Below are 16,681 nucleotides of genomic sequence, written 5' to 3' on the forward strand. Positions count from 1 at the left end.
CCGCGCCACCCGCGCACACGGACCAGAAGTCACGATCAAGCACAATTCCGAACACCGAACACCGCTCTTACAACTTCTTCTCCTTCAGCAAATCCCGGATCTCCGTCAACAGCGCCACCTCAGCCGGCGGTGCAGCGGGTGCCGCTTCCTCTTTCCTGTGTATCCGGTTCATCGCCTTGATCACCATGAAGATGGCGAAGGCGATGATGATGAAGGTGATGATGGTATTGATGAAGGCGCCGTAGTTGATCGCAACTTCGGCGATCTTGTGAGCCGGATCGGTATTGTCCGCCGGCTTGATCACCCATTTGAGCTTGGAGAAGTCGATGCCGCCGGTAAGCCAGCCGATCGGCGGCATGATCACGTCGCTGACCAGTGAACTGACAATCTTGCCGAATGCGCCGCCGATGACGATGCCGACCGCCATGTCCATCACGTTGCCGCGCATCGCGAACGCCTTGAATTCCTGCATCATGCCCATGCTGTTCTCCCCAGGGTTGCGCCAAATGGCCCTGGAACTCTAGCGCAGCATGGACGCCGCGCACAGCCATGGCCCGGGGTCAGACGATGCGTGAAACCAGCTCGGCGACGCCCACCAGTTCGGCATGGATGCGGTCGCCACGTTGCAGCGCCGCCACGCCGGCGGGGGTGCCGGTGAATATCAGGTCGCCGGGCTTCAGTTCGAACAGGCGCGACAGGGCGGCGATGATCTGCGGCACGTCGTGCACCATCTCGCCCAGACGGGTCTGCTGACGCAACTCGCCGTTGACCTGCAGGCGCAGTTCGGTGTCCGCGCTGATCGCTGCCGTCGCCGCCGGGTGCAGCGCCGAGATCGGCGCCGAATGGTCGAATGCCTTGGCCACGTCCCACGGGTGACCCTTGGCCTTGGCTTGTGCCTGCAGGTCGCGTCGGGTCAGGTCCAGGCCCACGCCGTAGCCCCACACCAGCGCAGCCGCTTGCTCGACCTCGATGTCACGCCCGCCCGCGCCCAGTGCCACCACCATCTCGACTTCGTGATGCAGGTCGCTGGTGGCCGACGGGTAGGGCACATCCGCACCGTCGCTGACCACCGCATCGGCCGGCTTGCAGAAAAACATCGGTGCCGCCTTGTCCACGCTTGCCCCCATCTCGCGCGCATGCTCGGCGTAGTTGCGGCCGATGCAGAACACCCGGCGAATCGGAAAGCGCTGGTCGCTGCCGATGATGGGCAGGGAGGGAGTGGCGGGCGCGGGAATGACAAGGCTCATGGCGCGAAGCGTAGCAAACCGGCGGCGCTTGCAGGGAGGCCGGCGGGCGGAGCCCGCCCTACGATTCTCGTACCGTGACGGATGCGTCGCTGTAGGGCGGGCTCTGCCCGCCGGTTTCCCCAGGCACCGGATGACATCTGTCACGACCGATAGCTGATGTCGTGCCTTGAATCGGTGCTCGCCAGTGCGTCACTCTGCACCCATCGAATCACCGGCCCAGCCGGGCAGGGAGTGGGAGTGAGCAACGCCGACTTGTTGAAGCAGCTGCGTATTGAACGCCATCAGCGCGAAGACCACGGGAACGGCCGTGCGCGCTGGCCTTGGGTGCTTGGTGCGCTGGTGGTCGTGCTGTTGCTGCTCGGCGGCACGGGCTGGTTCTGGCTGGGTCATCGCGCGCTGTCGGTGCAAGTGGCGCAGGCGGTGTCGATCAGTGCGGACAGCGATGCCGGCGCCGTGTTGCAGGCCACCGGCTACGTCACCGCGCGGCGCCAGGCGACGGTATCGGCGCAGATCACCGGCACGCTGACTGCGGTGCTGATCGAGGAAGGCGATCACGTCAGCAAGGGCCAGGTTTTGGCGCGGCTGGACGACAGCGCATACAAGGCTGCGCTGCAAACGGCCAGGGCGCAGGCTGCCGCGGCGCAGGCGCTGGTGGCGCAATACCGGGCGCAGCTGGCGCAGAACCGGAACGACTCGGCTCGGCTGCAGTCGCTGGCAAAGCAGGGGCTGGTGTCGAAACAGTCGGCGGAGCAGGCGCGCACACTGGTCGACACGACCCGCGCACAGTTGGCGGCGCAGCAGAAGCAGGCGGCTGCCGCCGAGGCGCAGGCAGTGCAGGCGAAGGTCAATTTTGATTACACCGTGGTGCGTGCGCCGTTCAGCGGCGTGGTCACCACCAAGGATGCGCAGGTCGGCGAGATCATCTCGCCGTTGTCCGCCGGCGGTGGCTTCACCCGCACCGGCGTGGGCACCATCGTCGACATGGATTCGCTGGAAGTGGATGTCGACGTCAACGAGGCCTACATCGGCCGGGTCCAGCCGGACATGCCGGCCGAAGCGGTGCTGGATGCCTATCCGGATTGGAAGATTCCCGCCCACGTCATCGCGATCGTGCCCACCGCCGATCGCGGCAAGGCCACCATCAAGGTGCGCGTCGCGCTGGAGAAGAAGGATGCGCGGATCGTGCCGGAGATGGGGGTGCGCGTCTCGTTCCTGGAACAGCAGGCCAAACGCGGAAGCGCCGCCCAGGCGCCCAAAGGCGTGCTGGTGCCGGCCAACGCCATCGTGCAACGCGACGGACACAGCGTGGTGTTCGTGGTTGAAGAGGGCAAGGCGCAGCTCCGACGCGTGAATCCGGCGGCGCAAACCTATGGCGAACTGCGCCTGCTGCCGGGCGGCGTGAATTCGGGCGACAGTGTCGTGACCACGCCGCCGGCCGCCCTGCACGATGGTTCACCCGTCAAGACAAAAGAACCCTGAATCCGCCACTTTCTTGAAGTCGTGAAAGCCCGCTGGCGGGCGATGCTCATCCGAACACCGAACACCGAACACCGAACACCGAACACCGAACACCGAACACCGAACACCGAACACAACCCTGCCCCACGACCTCAGCAACCATTCCACGGAGAACTGCCATGGGCGCCCTCATCGATATCCAGAACCTCGCCAAGACCTACGAGCGCGGCAAGCAGAAGGTCGAGGTGCTGCATCACGTCAACCTCGCCATTGGGGAGGGTGATTTTCTCGCCCTGATGGGTCCGTCCGGTTCGGGCAAGACGACCTTGCTCAACCTGATCGGCGGGCTTGATACGCCCACGGCCGGCAGTATCAGCGTGGGAGGGCAACGCATCGACCAGATGAGTGGTGGGGCGCTGGCCAAGTGGCGCGCGTCGAACGTCGGCTTCATCTTCCAGTTCTACAACCTGATGCCGATGCTGTCGGCGCAGCGCAATGTGGAACTGCCCTTGTTGCTGACGAAACTGTCGGCGGCGCAACGCAAGAAGAATGCGTCGATTGCGCTGCAGCTGGTGGGGCTGGCCGATCGCGCCAGTCACAAGCCGGGCGAGCTCTCCGGCGGCCAGCAGCAGCGCGTGGCGATCGCCCGCGCGATCGTGTCCGACCCGACCTTGCTGGTGTGCGACGAGCCAACCGGCGACCTGGATCGGCAATCGGCGGAGGAGGTACTTGGCCTGCTGCAGCAGCTCAACCGCGAGCACGGCAAGACCATCGTGATGGTGACGCACGATCCCAAGGCCGCCGAGTACGCCACGCATACGCTGCACCTGGACAAGGGCACCCTGGTCGAACAGGCCACGGCGTGAGGAGGTCATCATGAAATATCTCCACCTGATCTGGGCTGCGCTGTTCCGGCGCAAGACCCGCACGTTTCTCACCCTGGTGTCGATCATCGCCGCGTTCCTGTTGTTCGGCCTGCTCAACTCGGTGCGCATGGCGTTCACCGCCGGGGACAGTGTCGATGGCGCCGGGCGGCTGATCGTCAACTCGCGCATGTCGATGCAGCAACCGTTGCCCGAGAGTCTGGGCGCGCGCATCGCGGCGGTGTCGGGGGTGGGCGAGGTGGCTTCGGCGAACTGGTTCGGCGGCGTCTACCAGGACCCGCGCAACCAGGTCATCAGTTTCGCGGTGAGCCCCAACTACATCGAGCTGTACCCGGAAATCGTGTTGCCGGCGGCGCAGCGCGCGGCGTGGGACCGTACCCGCACCGGCGCGATCGTCGGCGCGGCGCTGGCGAAGAAATACGGCTGGAAGGTCGGCGACAGGATTCCGCTGCAGTCGACCATCTTTCCGTCCAGGGCATCCGGCGGCAACACCTGGACGTTCGACATCACCGGTATCTTCCATGCGAAGACCGAGGCGGCGGCCGGCCGCGAGCAGTTGCTGCTGTTCCACTGGAAGTATTTCGACGAGAACAATGCCTTCGGCTCGGGCACGGTGCACTGGTATGTCGTCAAGGTGGCCAACCCGGCGCATGCCGACGCGGTGGCCAAGACGATCGACGCCATTTCAGCCAATTCCGATCATGAGACCAAGGCGCAAACCGAGCAGGCATTCCAGGCCTCGTTCATCAAGCAACTGGTGAATATCGGCCTGATCGTGGTGTCGATCATGGGCGCGGTGTTCTTCACGTTGCTGCTGCTGACCGGCAACACCATGATGCAGGCCGTGCGCGAGCGCACCTCGGAGCTGGCGGTGTTGAAGACGATCGGCTTTTCCAGTCGCAGCGTGCAGGCAATGGTGCTGGCCGAGAGCGTGCTGTTGCTGCTGCTTGGCGGCGTGATCGGACTGGCGCTGGTGTCGGCGATCGTGCCGGGCATCGGCGCCGCCAGCGGCGGCATGATTCCGGTGCGCGGCGTCAGTGCGGGCACCTGGGGGCTGGGTGTCGCGCTGATGCTGATGATCGGACTGATCGTCGGCTGGATACCCGCGTGGCGTGCGATGCGCCTCAACATCGTCGACGCACTCAGCGGCCGCTGACAGGAGCTCGCCATGAAGAAATTTCTGTTCAATCTGGGACTGGTGGTGCTGGTGATCCTCGCCGTGTACGGGTGGACCTGGTTGCCATGGTTTGGCGCCATTGCGCTGGTGCTGGTGCTGGCCGCGTGGCTGGTGCTGTCGCGCAGCGGTCGGCAGGCCGCGTCGGTGACCGCTGTGGGAGTCAGCACGATCAGGCAGCGCGCGGGTTCTTCGTCGGTCATCGTCATCGGCATCGCGGGTGTGGTCGCCGTGCTGGTGGCGCTGTTGGCGATGGGCGAGGGACTCACCGCGACGCTGGAGAGCGGTGGCCGCAGCGACACCGCGATCGTGCTGCGCGGCGGGGCAGCGGCAGAATCGGCATCGGTGTTGACGCACGACGATGTGCTCGCAATCGAACAGGCGCCCGGCATCGCGCGCGATGCCAGTGGCAAGCCGATCGCGTCGGCGGAACTGGTAGTAGCTGCCAGCGTCAAGCAGAAGGGTTCGGACGAGGATGCCAACGCGCAGCTGCGCGGCATCGACGATGAAGCCTGGGCATTGCGCCCTGACCTGAAAATCATCAAGGGACGCAAGTTCAAGCCCGGTCTGCGCGAGTTGACCGTGGGCCAGGGCGCGGCGCGGCAATTTGCGGGCATGGCCATCGGCGACGAGGTGAAGCTGGGCAGGGAGTCGTGGAAGGTGGTGGGCGTGTTCGCCTCCGGCGACGCCTACGATTCCGAGTTGTGGGGTGACCGTCAGACGGTGGCGTCAGCCTATCGCCGCGGCAACAGCGCCGAATCGGTGCTGGTCAAGCTCACCGGCTCCGCTGCATTCGATCGTTTCCATGCGGCGCTGGCGTCCGATCCGAAGCTGAAGGTCGAAGCCAGCACCACCAGCGACTATTTCGCCAACCAGTCCGCGGGCTTGGCCAAGGTGATCCGCATTGTCGGCCTGACCGTGGGCATCATCATGGCCATCGGCGCCATCTTCGGCGCGCTCAACTGCATGTTCGCCGCGGTGGCAGGGCGCGCCAGGGAGATTGCCACCCTGCGCGCCATCGGCTTCCGCAGTGTTCCGGTGGTGGTCTCGGTGATGCTGGAAACCATGCTGCTGGCGCTGCTCGGTGGCGTGCTCGGTGCGCTGATCGTGTGGTTGGTATTCAACGGCTACACCGCCTCGACGCTGAGCGGGCTGACCCAGATCGTGTTCCGCTTCCAGGTTTCGCCGCAACTGCTGTGGGAAGGCCTGAAGTGGGCGCTGGCGATCGGTTTCATCGGCGGCCTGTTTCCGGCCGTGCGCGCGGCACGTTTGCCGGTGACGACGGCGCTGCGCGAGTCATGAGGAGGTCGGGCCGTGCCTTCGTGGCTTCGGCGGGCGGAGCCCGCCCTACGGAAATGGCCGCCGCGCGGTATCGTTGATCCCGGCCGTTGATGCTGATGGCGTATGCACCATCGTCGTGGCAAAGCGCAGCGAGGTTCGTAGGGCGGGCTCTGCCCGCCGCCTCCCTCCGCGCGACGATCAACGAACGGTCACCACCGTCAACGCCGACACCAGTGATCTCAGCGCGCGCCGCCACCAAAGCGCAGCCGCGCTGACGAGGGTGCGCTGGTGCCGCGCGCGCGTCCCAGCGTGATCACCATCACCCCGAGCAGGATCACGGCCATGCCGGCCAGGTCGAACGGACCCAGATGTTCGCCGGCCAACAGGATGCCCAGCAACACGGCTACCGGCGGGTTCACGTAGGCGTAGCTGGTGGCGAGCGCGGGGCGGGCGTGCTTGAGCACGTACAGGTAGGCGCTGAAGGCGATGATCGAGCCGAATACCGCCAGGTAGATCAGTGCCAGCGTGGCGTGGGTGCTGGGGTGTGAGGGCAGACGTTCGCCGTAGAGAAAGCCGAACAGCAGCAAGGCGACGCTGGCGCACAACATCTGCGCGGCGGTGTTCATCGGGCCGGCCGGCATGTCGCGGCGACGGCTCCAGGCCGAGCCGAAGGCCCAGCACATGGCCGCGGTCAGCAATGCCAGCGCGCCCAGCCGCGAACCGGACAGGCTGCTGCCCAGGTTCAGCACGATCACGCCGGCGAAACCGATCGCCAGACCGGCGCTCTCGCGCCGGTTCGGCCATTGCCCGTACATGCCGGTGAACAACGCGGCAAACAGCGGCATGCTCGCCACTGCCACCGCGGCGATGCCGGAGCTGACCCGTTCCTCGGCAAAGCAGACCAGCCCGTTGCCCATGCCCAACAGCAGCAAGCCGGTGAACGCGGCGTTGCGCCATTGCAGCGGCGTGGGCGGGGCCAGGCCGCGCCAGCGCAGGAAGCCGTACAAGGCGATGCCGGCACCCAGAAAGCGAATGCCGGCAAGCAGAAACGGGGGATAGCTCTCCAGCGCGAAGCGGATACCCAGGTAGGTCGAGCCCCAGATTATGTACAGCGTGAGCAGGCCCAGGGGGATCAGCAGGCGTGGATCAGCCAAGTGGCGCGACGGGGTGGCGCCGTCGTCGGAGAATGCGGGCATGGGGGTGAACCGAGGTGGGGACAGCGCATTATCCGCGAAGGCGAGCGCATGTAGGAGCGCACCCTGTGCGCGAACGGCGGGCGCAGCCCGGCTTGCAAAGCTGCGGCAACGGCCAGTGCATCGCGCACTTCGGTGCGCTCCTGCAAACTGATCAATGGGTGACGGGGCGCCCTTGCCGAATCACTTCGAACTCGCCCTCCAGCACCTTCGGCTGCGGCGCGTGCGGCGCCGGCTTTGCTGTCGCATGGCCCTGCTTCCATTGGCGGATCGCCAGCAGGATCACGCCGCCGACCAGCAATACACCAGCCACCACCAGGCCGAAAACCAGCAATACGCCGATCACGGCCAGGCCCAGTACCAGCGAAAGGAAGCGCGCCACGGGGTGGCGGGGACGACGCATGGAATGCACGAAAAGTCGCATGTGTTAAAAATCCGTGTGGTAAAATCAACAACTTACAGTGACACGATGGGGCCTAACGTCCCGCGAGGCAAGTGCCGATGGATACAGTCAGCCCGGTCGAATCGTCGCAGCAGCAGGCACTCTGTCCGCTGGCGCAGATACCTGACGGCGGAGCTACCGCCGTCGACGCGACCCTGGCCGATGGCGAGGAAAGCGTGATCCTGCTGCGCCAGGGCGAGCAGGTGCGCGGCTATCGCAATATCTGCCCGCACGCCGGCAATCGCCTGGACTATGCGCCCGGCAAATTCCTGCTGAAGAACGACACCCTGATCTGCGCCGTGCATGGCGCCGTGTTCAACCAGGGAGATGGCCTGTGCATCGGCGGGCCCTGCCGCGGGCAACACCTGTTGCCGGTGGCGGTTCGGGTGATCGACGACGCGGTCTGCCTGGAGCCCGCCGGCCAGTCTTGACTATTCCCGACTCCCGATTTCCGATTCCGGGCACCTCACCGAAACATCAGATTCACCACGATCAACGTGACCACCAGCACCAGCAGGGTCAGTGGCGCGCCGATGCGCAGGAAATCCTTGCCACGGTAACCGCCGGGGCCGGTCACCATCATCAGCGCGGGGTGGCCGGAGCTGAGCAGGAAGGTGTTGGACGACGACACGGCGACGATCAGCGCATAGGCCGACGGGTTGCCGCCGGTGGCGATCGCCACGCTGATCGCGATCGGCACCATCATCACGGTGGCGCCCACGTTCGACATTACCTGCGAGAACAGCAAGGTCAGTACGGCCAGGCACAGTTGCAGCACCCACGGTGCGGCTCCGCCCAGGTGCACCAGCACTTCCTGGGCGATCCATGCGGCCGTGCCGGTGGCATCCATCGACCAGCCCAGCGGGATCAGGCAGGCGATCACGAAGATCGTCTTCCAGTTGATCGCCTTGAACGCCTCGTCCATGTTGAGCACGCCGGTCAGCAGCATCGCGATCGCGCCGGTCATCATTGACAGTGACAGGTCGAGATTGGTGAACAGCGCCAAACCCTGCGCCATCAGAAAGAAGCCCACCGCCTGCCAGATCTTGCCGGGGCGTTGCTGTTCCTTGGGGATGTCGGTGACGACGACCAGGTCCTTGTCTTCGGCCGCCATCGCCAGGTCATGCCAGTTGCTGTGCAGCACCACGGTGTCGCCCGCGCGCAGGCTCACCTGGCGCACGTCGTCGCGGAAGACCTGGTCGCCGCGGTTGACCGCCAGCACCGAGATGCCGAAGCGCTTGCGCAGGCGCAGCTCGGCCACGGTGTGCTTGATGAACCGCGACACCGGCGGGATCACCACTTCGGAGATGCCGGCGCGGGTCGGGTTGAACAGCTCGCCCAGTTGGCGCATGCGCGTCGACAGCCGGCACAGCTGGTTGTTGGCAAACTGGTTCAGCTGCTCACGCGGGCCCAGCACGCCGAGGATCGAGCCGACCCAGATCACGTGATCGGCCGGCGGCGCCATGCGCGAATCGTTGCCGCTCTTGATCGCCAGGATCAGCGGTGCCTCGTGCAGGGCTTCGGCCTCGCCGATGCTCATGCCGACCAGCGGACTTTCCGCCGTGACGGTGAGTTCAGCGGTTTCGCCGCCGATGCCGTAGGTCTCGGCGAAATAGCTCTCGGTTCGCCCCGGGGTGACCTTCAGTCGCTGGTCCTCATGCCCGGGCAGCAACTTGCGGCCGAAGAAATAGAAATACGCCACGCCGACCACGGCCAGCGCGAGGCCCACCGGGGTAACGCTGAACAAACCGAATTTCGGGATCGTGTGCGCGCCGGGGGGCAGGTTGGCGTTGGCACTGGCGATCAGATCGTTCAGCACGATCAACGGTGAGTTGGCGATCAGCGTGGTGTTGGTGGCGGTGAGGATGCAGAACGCCATCGGCAGCAGCAGCCGCGAGATCGGCACACCGGTGCGCGCCGCCAGTCGGCTGCTGACCGGGATCATCAGCGCGGCCAGCGCCTGACTCGGGATCACCGCGCTGAAGAAGCTGGCGACCAGGTTGATCACCATGCCCAGGCGCGACTCCACGCCGCTGGCCATGCGCATCACGAAGCGTGCGGTGTGGCTGAGCACGCCCGCGCGGTCCAGCCCTTCGCCCATGATCATGATGGCGATGATCGCGATCACCGCGTTGCCGGCGAAGCCGTTGAACACGCGGTCGGAGGGCAGCAAGCCGGTCAGGCCGATGGTCACCACCACCAGCAGCGCCACCATGTCGGCGCGGATCCACTCCAGCACCAGCATCAGCATGGTGAAGCCGAGCAGGCCGAGCACCATGATCATTTCGGGGCTGAGCGACAGTCCCATCAGCCGACGTCCCAGCCGGGTGATCGATGGTGAATCCAGTTTTGCAGTGGAGGCCTCACGCTGCTGCCGACTTGTCCCCGTGTGGCAACGAGTATAAGCGCGTCAGCACGCCGACTGGTGAACGGTTGGCCAGCAGGCAAGAGCCTGACCCCACCCCGACCCTCCCCTGCAAGCAGGGGAGGGAGAAAAGCTGTCTGGCTACTCGCCGTGGATGCAAAGCTGCCGGGTCGTGCTCCCTCCTCTGCGCAGTAGGGGAGGGTTGGGGAGCGGTCAAGCCTTTCGGTACAACAAATCCCAAACCCCATGCCCCAGCTTGAGCCCACGCCGCTCGAAATGCGTTTCGATGCGCCACTCGGGCTTCTCGGCGTACTGACCGGCACCGAGTTGATTGCGCCAGCCGGGCGCCGCCTCCATCACTTCCAGCATGTGCTCGGCGTAACCCTGCCAGTCCGTCGCCAGGTGCAGCAGCCCGTTTGGCGCTACCCGCGAGGTGAGCAAGGCAACGAATTCGGGCTGTATCAGGCGCCGCTTGTGGTGGCGCTTCTTGTGCCAGGGATCGGGAAACCAGATGCGCACTTCGGCCAGCGAAGCCGGCGCGATCTCGTGCTCGAGCACTTCGACCGCGTCGTGTTTGTAAATGCGTACATTGCTGGCCTCGCGCGCGGCCAACGCGTTCATCAGGCGGCCGACGCCCGGGCCGTGCACTTCCACGCCGATGAAGTCGCGTTCAAGATCGTGCTCGCTGGCCCAGGCCAGCGCTTCGCCGTTGCCGAAGCCGATCTCGAGCACGCGTGGCGCCGAGCGACCGAAGCTGGCGTCGAGATTGCAGGTGGTGCCGTGGTAATCGAGGCCGTAGCGTGACCATAGCGTATCGAAGGCGCGCTGTTGCGCCGGGGTCATGCGGCCTTCGCGCAGCACGAAGCTGCGGATTCGGCGCAGGCGCTCTGGCGCGGTGTCGTGGTCAGCAGCGGTCATGCGGTGTTCCGGGGGCAGGCGTCGGCGGGGGCGGAGACCGGCAGCACGCATCACGTCGACGCATGCTGCCGGAAGCGGGCAGACTCTACCGCAGTCTTACTGTCGCTGCCCGACTTGCTGCCGTCGCGGCTCGGGGTCCCGGTCCTTGTGCGGCGTACTGCGCTGGGGCCGCGGTGCCTCCACGCGTGGCGCTGCCGCTCGCTGCGGTTGGACTTGTTGTGGCGGTTGATAGTGCGGTTGCTCGACCCGTGGCGACTGGAAGCGTGGCTGCTGCGCGATGGGTCGCGGTGATTCACGCGGGATCGCTTGCGGGCGGGCCTGCTCACGCACGTAGGCAGGCCGGGCGACTTCGGCGCGCTCGAAACGCGGCTCGGCAGGGCGCCGCTCGAACGAGTTCGGACGAGTCTGGTTGATCGGCTCGGCTGGCAGTCGTTCCCCACGGATCGCGGTCGGACGCTCGCTGCGCGCGGCGGATTCGATATGTGGCACCTCGGGCAGCGCGGTGCGTGAAACCCGCTGATGACTGTCCTGCCGCGCGCTGGAAATGTAGCTCACGCCGGGTCGGGGCATGGCCTGGCGCTCCTCAGCCTGGTGACGACCCTGTGGATGGGCGAAGCGTGCCGAGCGAAGCTCGGTCCGTGCCGGTGGTTCGTTCGCGCTGATCTCGTTCACGGCGCCGCGGCGTTCGATCACCCGTGCCTTGGGAAGTACCGCCGTGCCGCGCGGAGCTTGCGCGCGTTCGCGCTCTGCGTTCATGCGCGCGGCAGTAGCCTGCCGCCGGTCGTCGCGGGCATTGTCGTTGGAACCAAGTACACGCACATGCGACACCGGAACGACGGCGGCTTGCGACCCGATCCGATCGTTGGCGCCACGGATGCGACGCTCGGCCATTGCGGGTGGTGCGCGGTGTGCAACGACTTCGCGGCGGAAGCCATCAAGCGGGAGTCGCCGCACGTGTTCGCTGCGCTCGGCCGGCCGGCGCTGCGGGGCCGGTCGAACGTCGACGCCGCGCGGCATGACCCGTGCGCTTTCCAGATTGCGCGAATCGACCTTGACCAGGTGGCGCTGCACCCGCGCGCCGGCGGCAAACTCCCGGCCCGAAATCGCGGTGAACCCGCGCGGCGCGTATCGGTTGACGTAGTGCTCCCGCAGCGGCTGGTTGTTGCGATAGTGGCCGTAGTGGTTGTTGATGCGGTTGTTGATGATGACGTTGGTGAAGGTGCGGGTCACCCGGATATTGGTGACGTTGACACGCCGGTAGTAGTCGCGGCTGGAGCGATACCACGGGTTGTAGACCTCGCCCGGACCAAGCGGGAACCAGCCGATCGGGCCGCTGCTGATGCTCACCGAAAAGCCGCCGCCACCGACAAAGGCGACCAGTGCCGGCGCGTAGATCGGCCGCGCGTAGCGTGGCCCGGGGATCCAGCCCCAGCCGCGATGCGTATGCGCCCAGCGGCCGTAGTGATAGGGCGCGTAGCCCCACGGCGTGGCATCGACCCAGGTCCAGCCCCACGGCGCGATATACGCCCAGTGGCCGTCGCGATAGGGCGCCCAGCCGACCTCCACGTTGTTGGGATACCAGACCGCACCGTAGTCGCTGCTGTCCTGCCATTCGCCGTACTGATCCAGGTCCTGGTAGCCGACCACGTCGGGTGACACGTACTCGCTGCTGCGTGACTGCGCGTAGCGCTGGTCGCGCTGATCGACCCACGCGTCGAAATTGTCGCCGCCACCGATGTCGCTGATCGCGACGGCGGCCAGGCTGGAGTCGACGAAACGGTAGCTGCGGCCGGCAAAGACCTCGCGCTGGGCATTGTTCTCCCCATACACGATGGCCTTGCCTTCGAACGCGGTGACCCGCGTCGCGTCACCATCGATGTCCACCCGGAAACGTCCGGGCTGGTCGATCACCAGCGCCACGGTCGGCGTGTCGATTTCGTAACTCTGGCCGTCATCCAGATGACGCACGCTCAGGTTCAAGCTGCCCTGGGTCAGCTCGATCTGCGCCAGTTGTTCGTCGAGGTTGAGCAAGCCCAGATCGGTGCGATGGTCCAGCCGCAGTGTGGCGCCACCGAATTCCAGCTCGGCGCGCGCGTCGTCGCCGCTGGACAGGCGATCGCCGGTGGTGAGCGGGCGGTTGATGCTGGCGTCGCTCCAGTCGGTGGCGCCGGCCGGCAGCAGGCCGAGGTCGCCGGCCAGGTAGGAGAGACGCGCCACCCGGCTGGGCGGGTCGGCACTGTCGCCGCCCGATGTCGTCTGCGCGTGCACCAGGCCGGTGCTGGCGCACAGCAGCACGATGGCGAGTGCGGCGCCGTGTTGTCGCAGTGAGGCAAGCAGTTTGGTGAGCGTCCGCATGATGGTTCCCCCTGAATCAGGATGTTGGTTGCGCCGCGATGTTTCGTGTTCATCCGGCCGCATGGCCAAGTCGTGATTCGATTATGCGCATGGGAAAGGTTAGCTGCGCCTTAGTTCTGCGCCCCGGCACGGCCACCGGTTCAGCTGGGCGCCATGCACGGTTCAGCCGCGATTGGGGACAACGCTGATCACGTATCGACTCGGCAGCGCCGCGTACTCGGCTTCATCGGGAAGAGCTTGCCCCCATCCGCCCTTCGGGCACCTTCCCCCGCTGTGCGGAGGAAGGCCGTTTCACGCGCAATGTGTCAAAGCATTTGTAGTTGTCCCTTCCTCCGTTCACGGGGGAAGGTGCCCGAAGGGCGGATGGGGGCGCTTAGACCGGCGGCATGCCACGCTGGCGCCAGTTCCCACCGCGCGAATCCCGGGTTACCATTCACGAATGCCTTCGCGGGTGTAGCTCAATGGTAGAGCTGTAGCTTCCCAAGCTACTGACGAGGGTTCGATTCCCTTCACCCGCTCCACTCTCCCGATCCGCGATTTTCGAGCTGAGACGAACCCATGGCGGATCCGATCGGCGCAACGCTGGTGACCCTCGGCTGGCGCGAGCGGCTGGCCTTGCCGCAGCTGGGCCTGGGGATGCTCAAGGCCAAGCTCGATACCGGCGCCCGCAGCAGTTCGCTGCATGTCGACACGATCGAACCCTTCCGGCGCGACGGCGTGATCTGGTTGCGCTTCTCCCTGCATCCGGGCCGGCGCGTGCCCAGGCTGGTGCATTGCGAGGCGCGGGCGCTGGATCGACGTGCGGTGACCGACACCGGCGGGCGGCGTACCGAGCGCTGGTTCATCCGCAGCGAGATACAACTCGCCGGCATTCGTTTCGACGTCGACATCAACCTCACTGACCGTCGGCATATGCTGTTCCCGATGCTGCTCGGCCGCACCGCGCTGAGCGGCCGTTTCATCGTCGATCCGGCACGTTCCTACACCCAACCGCGCCCCTCGCTGCGAGCCAGTGGCGCGGACCACATGAGTTCCGAATGAAGATTGCCATCCTTTCGCGCAATACCCGTCTGTATTCGACCAAGCGCCTGGTCGAGGCCGCCCGCGAACGCGGTCACGTGGTGCGCGTGCTCGACCCGCTGCGCTGCTACGTGCGGATCGCGCCGGGCGCGGTGGCGATCCGTTACAACGGCAAGCCGTTGCGCGATCTCGATGCGGTGATTCCGCGCATCGGCACCTCGACCACGTTCTACGGCACCGCGGTGTTGCGCCAGCTGGAGATGATGGGCGTCTACACGCCGAACCCGTCCGACGCGGTGCTGCGGGCGCGCGACAAACTGCGTTGCCTGCAGATACTCGCCGGCCAGGGCATCGCGATGCCGGTCACCGTCTTCGGCGACAATCCGGACGACACGGCCGACGTGCTGGCCCTGCTCGGCGATCCGCCGCACGTGATCAAGCTCAACGAGGGCAGCCAGGGCACCGGCGTGGTGCTGGCCGAAAAACGCAGCGCGTCGCAAAGCGTGATCGAGGCATTCCGCGGGCTCTACGCCAACTTCCTGGTGCAGGAATTCATCGCCGAGGCCAATGGCAGTGACATTCGCTGCTTCGTGGTCGGCAAGAAGGTGGTGGCGGCGATGCAACGCAGCGCCAGCCCGGGCGAGTTTCGCGCCAACCTGCACCGTGGTGGCAGCGCCGTGGCGGTGGCGTTGAATGCCGAAGAAAAGCGCATTGCCGTGCGCGCGGCGGCAGCACTCGGCTTGGGCGTCGCCGGCGTCGACCTGCTGCGCTCCAACCGCGGCCCGCTGCTGCTGGAGGTCAACGCCTCGCCGGGCCTGGAAGGCATCGAGGCGGCCACCGGCGTGGATGTGGCGGGCAGCATCGTCGACCTGCTGCAGAAGCAGTTGCCGCAGCGCGGCAAAGCGGCGACTTGAGCGTACGGCAAGTTTAGTACGAACCTTTTCGTTGACACGACTTCCGAAGCCGGCCTAAGATCGCCGGCAGGTCGAGACGTTTGTCATTTTCCCCGTGCCGGGGCAGCTGATCAGGAGGGAGTGAAGAATGAAGTTGAGCATGTGGAAAATCGGCGCACTGGCGCTGCTGGCCCTGTTGCCACTGGGGCAGGCATTCGCGGCCAAGACGGAGACCATCGTCAAGGCGGAGAACAAGGAGACGTTTGCCATCGTGGTGCAGGCGATCCGGCAGGAGATGCAGCCCGGTGGTCGTTATGGCTACATCGACAAGAAAGAGGCCGCTCAGGTGAATAGCGAACTGGCCTACATGCAATCGGTGCTGGACCGTTACGGCACAGTCGCCCAGATGGACCCGAAAGCTAAGGTTGATCTGTTCAACCATCAGGAAGCCGTCAACGCCATCCTGACCCGACGGGACAACAAGCGCCTGATTTGCCAATCGGTGGCGCCGGTGGGCTCGCACATCCCGCGAACCACCTGCCGTACGTATGGCGCGATCGAAGCCGAGCGACGCAATACGAAGGACGAACTGATCAACTTCCGCCGCGTGCAGAACGTGAGGGGCGGCAACTGAGGGCAGCTGCCGGCCCGATGATGGTTCACCTGCCGGGGAGGACGTGCCCCGTCTGCTCCGGCGATTGATGCCTGCACTCCGACAGCGTGCCGTGCGAACGGATGTGTTCTCCGACACATCCGGCCGAACAGGAAGGAGTGAACGATGAAATTGAACACGTGGAAAATCGCCGCGCTGGCGTTATCGGCCCTGTTGCCGGTGGGACAGGCGTTTGCGGTCAAGACGGAGACCATCGTCAGGGCGGACAACAAGGATACGTTTGCCATCGTGGTGCAAGCAGTCCAGCAGGAGATGCAGCCCGGTGGTCGTTACGGTTACATCGACAAGCAGGAAGCGGCCGAGGTGAACCGCGGTCTGGCCTACATGCAGTCGGTACTGGATCGCTACGGCACGGTTGCGCAGATGGACCCGATGGCCAAGATCGACCTGTTCAACCGTCAGGAAATGGTCAATGCCATTCTCACCCGACGGGACAACAAGCGACTGATCTGCGAATCGAGGCCGCCGCTGGGTTCACACATCCCGCGAACCACCTGCCGTACGTACGGCGCGATGGAGGCGGAGCGACGCGCCACCAAGGACGTCATGATCGACTTCCGTCGTGTGCAGAACGCCAGGAACAGCTTCCCCGGAAAGACCAATGCCGGCGCGACTTCCAATGGCGGTTGACGAGCGCAGGGCAGTTCGTCCGCCAACGGGGCGTGATCGACTCGGGTCTTGCACGAATGCTGCCGAGGGTGGCGCGCAATGACGCACGGGCAGCCTCTCCCCCCGCGTCTGATCGGGACACGCCTGCGCCATTGCAATACACTGCCAC

At 65.7% G+C, this 16,681-nt stretch carries 16 protein-coding genes and 1 tRNA gene; 10 read left to right on the plus strand and 7 right to left on the minus strand.

Translation table 11 applies throughout. The annotated features are described in order from the left end of the window. Nucleotides 1–67: 67 nt before the first annotated feature. Both mscL and AC0L58_RS01805 read right to left on the minus strand, forming a co-directional pair. The gene (gene mscL / locus AC0L58_RS01800; RefSeq protein ID WP_473686088.1) at nucleotides 68–481 is read right to left on the minus strand and encodes a large-conductance mechanosensitive channel protein MscL; all 414 of its coding nucleotides are present in this window, start codon (nucleotides 479–481) and stop codon (nucleotides 68–70) included. Between the two features lie 79 nt (nucleotides 482–560). After that, nucleotides 561–1,247 (minus strand): fumarylacetoacetate hydrolase family protein, encoded by a 687-nt coding sequence (locus AC0L58_RS01805; RefSeq protein ID WP_473686089.1) that lies wholly within the window; start codon nucleotides 1,245–1,247, stop codon nucleotides 561–563. 237 nt (nucleotides 1,248–1,484) lie between these two features. Between AC0L58_RS01805 and AC0L58_RS01810 the strand changes: the two genes are divergently transcribed. From AC0L58_RS01810 to AC0L58_RS01825, 4 genes are all read left to right on the plus strand, one after another. Beyond that, nucleotides 1,485–2,726 (plus strand): efflux RND transporter periplasmic adaptor subunit, encoded by a 1,242-nt coding sequence (locus AC0L58_RS01810; protein ID WP_473686091.1) that lies wholly within the window; start codon nucleotides 1,485–1,487, stop codon nucleotides 2,724–2,726. A 158-nt stretch (nucleotides 2,727–2,884) separates the two neighbouring features. Beyond that, nucleotides 2,885–3,571, plus strand: coding sequence for an ABC transporter ATP-binding protein (locus tag AC0L58_RS01815; RefSeq protein ID WP_473686093.1), 687 nt, complete (start codon nucleotides 2,885–2,887; stop codon nucleotides 3,569–3,571). Between the two features lie 10 nt (nucleotides 3,572–3,581). After that, complete coding sequence (locus AC0L58_RS01820) at nucleotides 3,582–4,745, plus strand: ABC transporter permease (RefSeq protein ID WP_473686095.1); 1,164 nt, start codon at nucleotides 3,582–3,584, stop codon at nucleotides 4,743–4,745. 12 nt (nucleotides 4,746–4,757) lie between these two features. After that, a complete protein-coding gene (locus tag AC0L58_RS01825) occupies nucleotides 4,758–6,065 on the plus strand; it encodes an ABC transporter permease (protein ID WP_473686097.1) in 1,308 nt (435 codons plus the stop codon). Nucleotides 6,066–6,283: 218 nt separating this feature from the next. On the opposite strand, the gene yedA is transcribed toward AC0L58_RS01825, so the two are convergent. Together yedA and AC0L58_RS01835 are read right to left on the minus strand one after the other, a co-directional pair. Continuing rightward, entirely contained in the window at nucleotides 6,284–7,240 is a 957-nt protein-coding gene (gene yedA / locus AC0L58_RS01830; protein WP_473686099.1) for a drug/metabolite exporter YedA, read from the minus strand. A gap of 151 nt (nucleotides 7,241–7,391) precedes the next feature. Next, nucleotides 7,392–7,640, minus strand: a complete 249-nt coding sequence (locus AC0L58_RS01835) for a hypothetical protein (RefSeq protein WP_473686101.1) — start codon at nucleotides 7,638–7,640, stop codon at nucleotides 7,392–7,394. A gap of 98 nt (nucleotides 7,641–7,738) precedes the next feature. On the opposite strand from AC0L58_RS01835, the gene AC0L58_RS01840 reads away from it, so the two are divergent. Beyond that, complete coding sequence (locus AC0L58_RS01840; protein WP_473686103.1) at nucleotides 7,739–8,110, plus strand: Rieske (2Fe-2S) protein; 372 nt, start codon at nucleotides 7,739–7,741, stop codon at nucleotides 8,108–8,110. Between the two features lie 35 nt (nucleotides 8,111–8,145). Here the strand turns inward: AC0L58_RS01840 and AC0L58_RS01845 are convergent, their stop codons facing one another. From AC0L58_RS01845 to AC0L58_RS01855, 3 genes are all read right to left on the minus strand, one after another. After that, nucleotides 8,146–9,987 (minus strand): SLC13 family permease, encoded by a 1,842-nt coding sequence (locus tag AC0L58_RS01845; RefSeq protein ID WP_473686104.1) that lies wholly within the window; start codon nucleotides 9,985–9,987, stop codon nucleotides 8,146–8,148. 270 nt (nucleotides 9,988–10,257) lie between these two features. Continuing rightward, nucleotides 10,258–10,962: a tRNA (guanosine(46)-N7)-methyltransferase TrmB gene (gene trmB / locus AC0L58_RS01850; RefSeq protein WP_473686106.1), complete on the minus strand. Its 705-nt coding sequence runs from the start codon at nucleotides 10,960–10,962 to the stop codon at nucleotides 10,258–10,260. A gap of 96 nt (nucleotides 10,963–11,058) precedes the next feature. After that, on the minus strand, nucleotides 11,059–13,317 hold the full coding sequence (locus tag AC0L58_RS01855) for a DUF6600 domain-containing protein (RefSeq protein WP_473686108.1): 2,259 nt from the start codon (nucleotides 13,315–13,317) through the stop codon (nucleotides 11,059–11,061). Between the two features lie 447 nt (nucleotides 13,318–13,764). Between AC0L58_RS01855 and AC0L58_RS01860 the strand changes: the two genes are divergently transcribed. From AC0L58_RS01860 to AC0L58_RS01880, 5 genes are all read left to right on the plus strand, one after another. Further along, nucleotides 13,765–13,838: transfer RNA gene (locus AC0L58_RS01860), tRNA-Gly, on the plus strand. Nucleotides 13,839–13,875: 37 nt separating this feature from the next. Beyond that, complete coding sequence (locus AC0L58_RS01865; protein WP_473686110.1) at nucleotides 13,876–14,358, plus strand: ATP-dependent zinc protease family protein; 483 nt, start codon at nucleotides 13,876–13,878, stop codon at nucleotides 14,356–14,358. After that, nucleotides 14,355–15,251, plus strand: coding sequence for a 30S ribosomal protein S6--L-glutamate ligase (gene rimK / locus AC0L58_RS01870; protein ID WP_473686112.1), 897 nt, complete (start codon nucleotides 14,355–14,357; stop codon nucleotides 15,249–15,251). The genes AC0L58_RS01865 and rimK overlap by 4 nt, the downstream gene beginning before the upstream one ends. A 127-nt stretch (nucleotides 15,252–15,378) precedes the next feature. Continuing rightward, nucleotides 15,379–15,864, plus strand: a complete 486-nt coding sequence (locus AC0L58_RS01875) for a hypothetical protein (protein ID WP_473686114.1) — start codon at nucleotides 15,379–15,381, stop codon at nucleotides 15,862–15,864. 144 nt (nucleotides 15,865–16,008) lie between these two features. After that, a complete protein-coding gene (locus AC0L58_RS01880) occupies nucleotides 16,009–16,533 on the plus strand; it encodes a hypothetical protein (protein ID WP_473686116.1) in 525 nt (174 codons plus the stop codon). Nucleotides 16,534–16,681 lie beyond the last annotated feature (148 nt).

This window comes from Rhodanobacter sp. G2-10, from assembly GCF_055809185.1.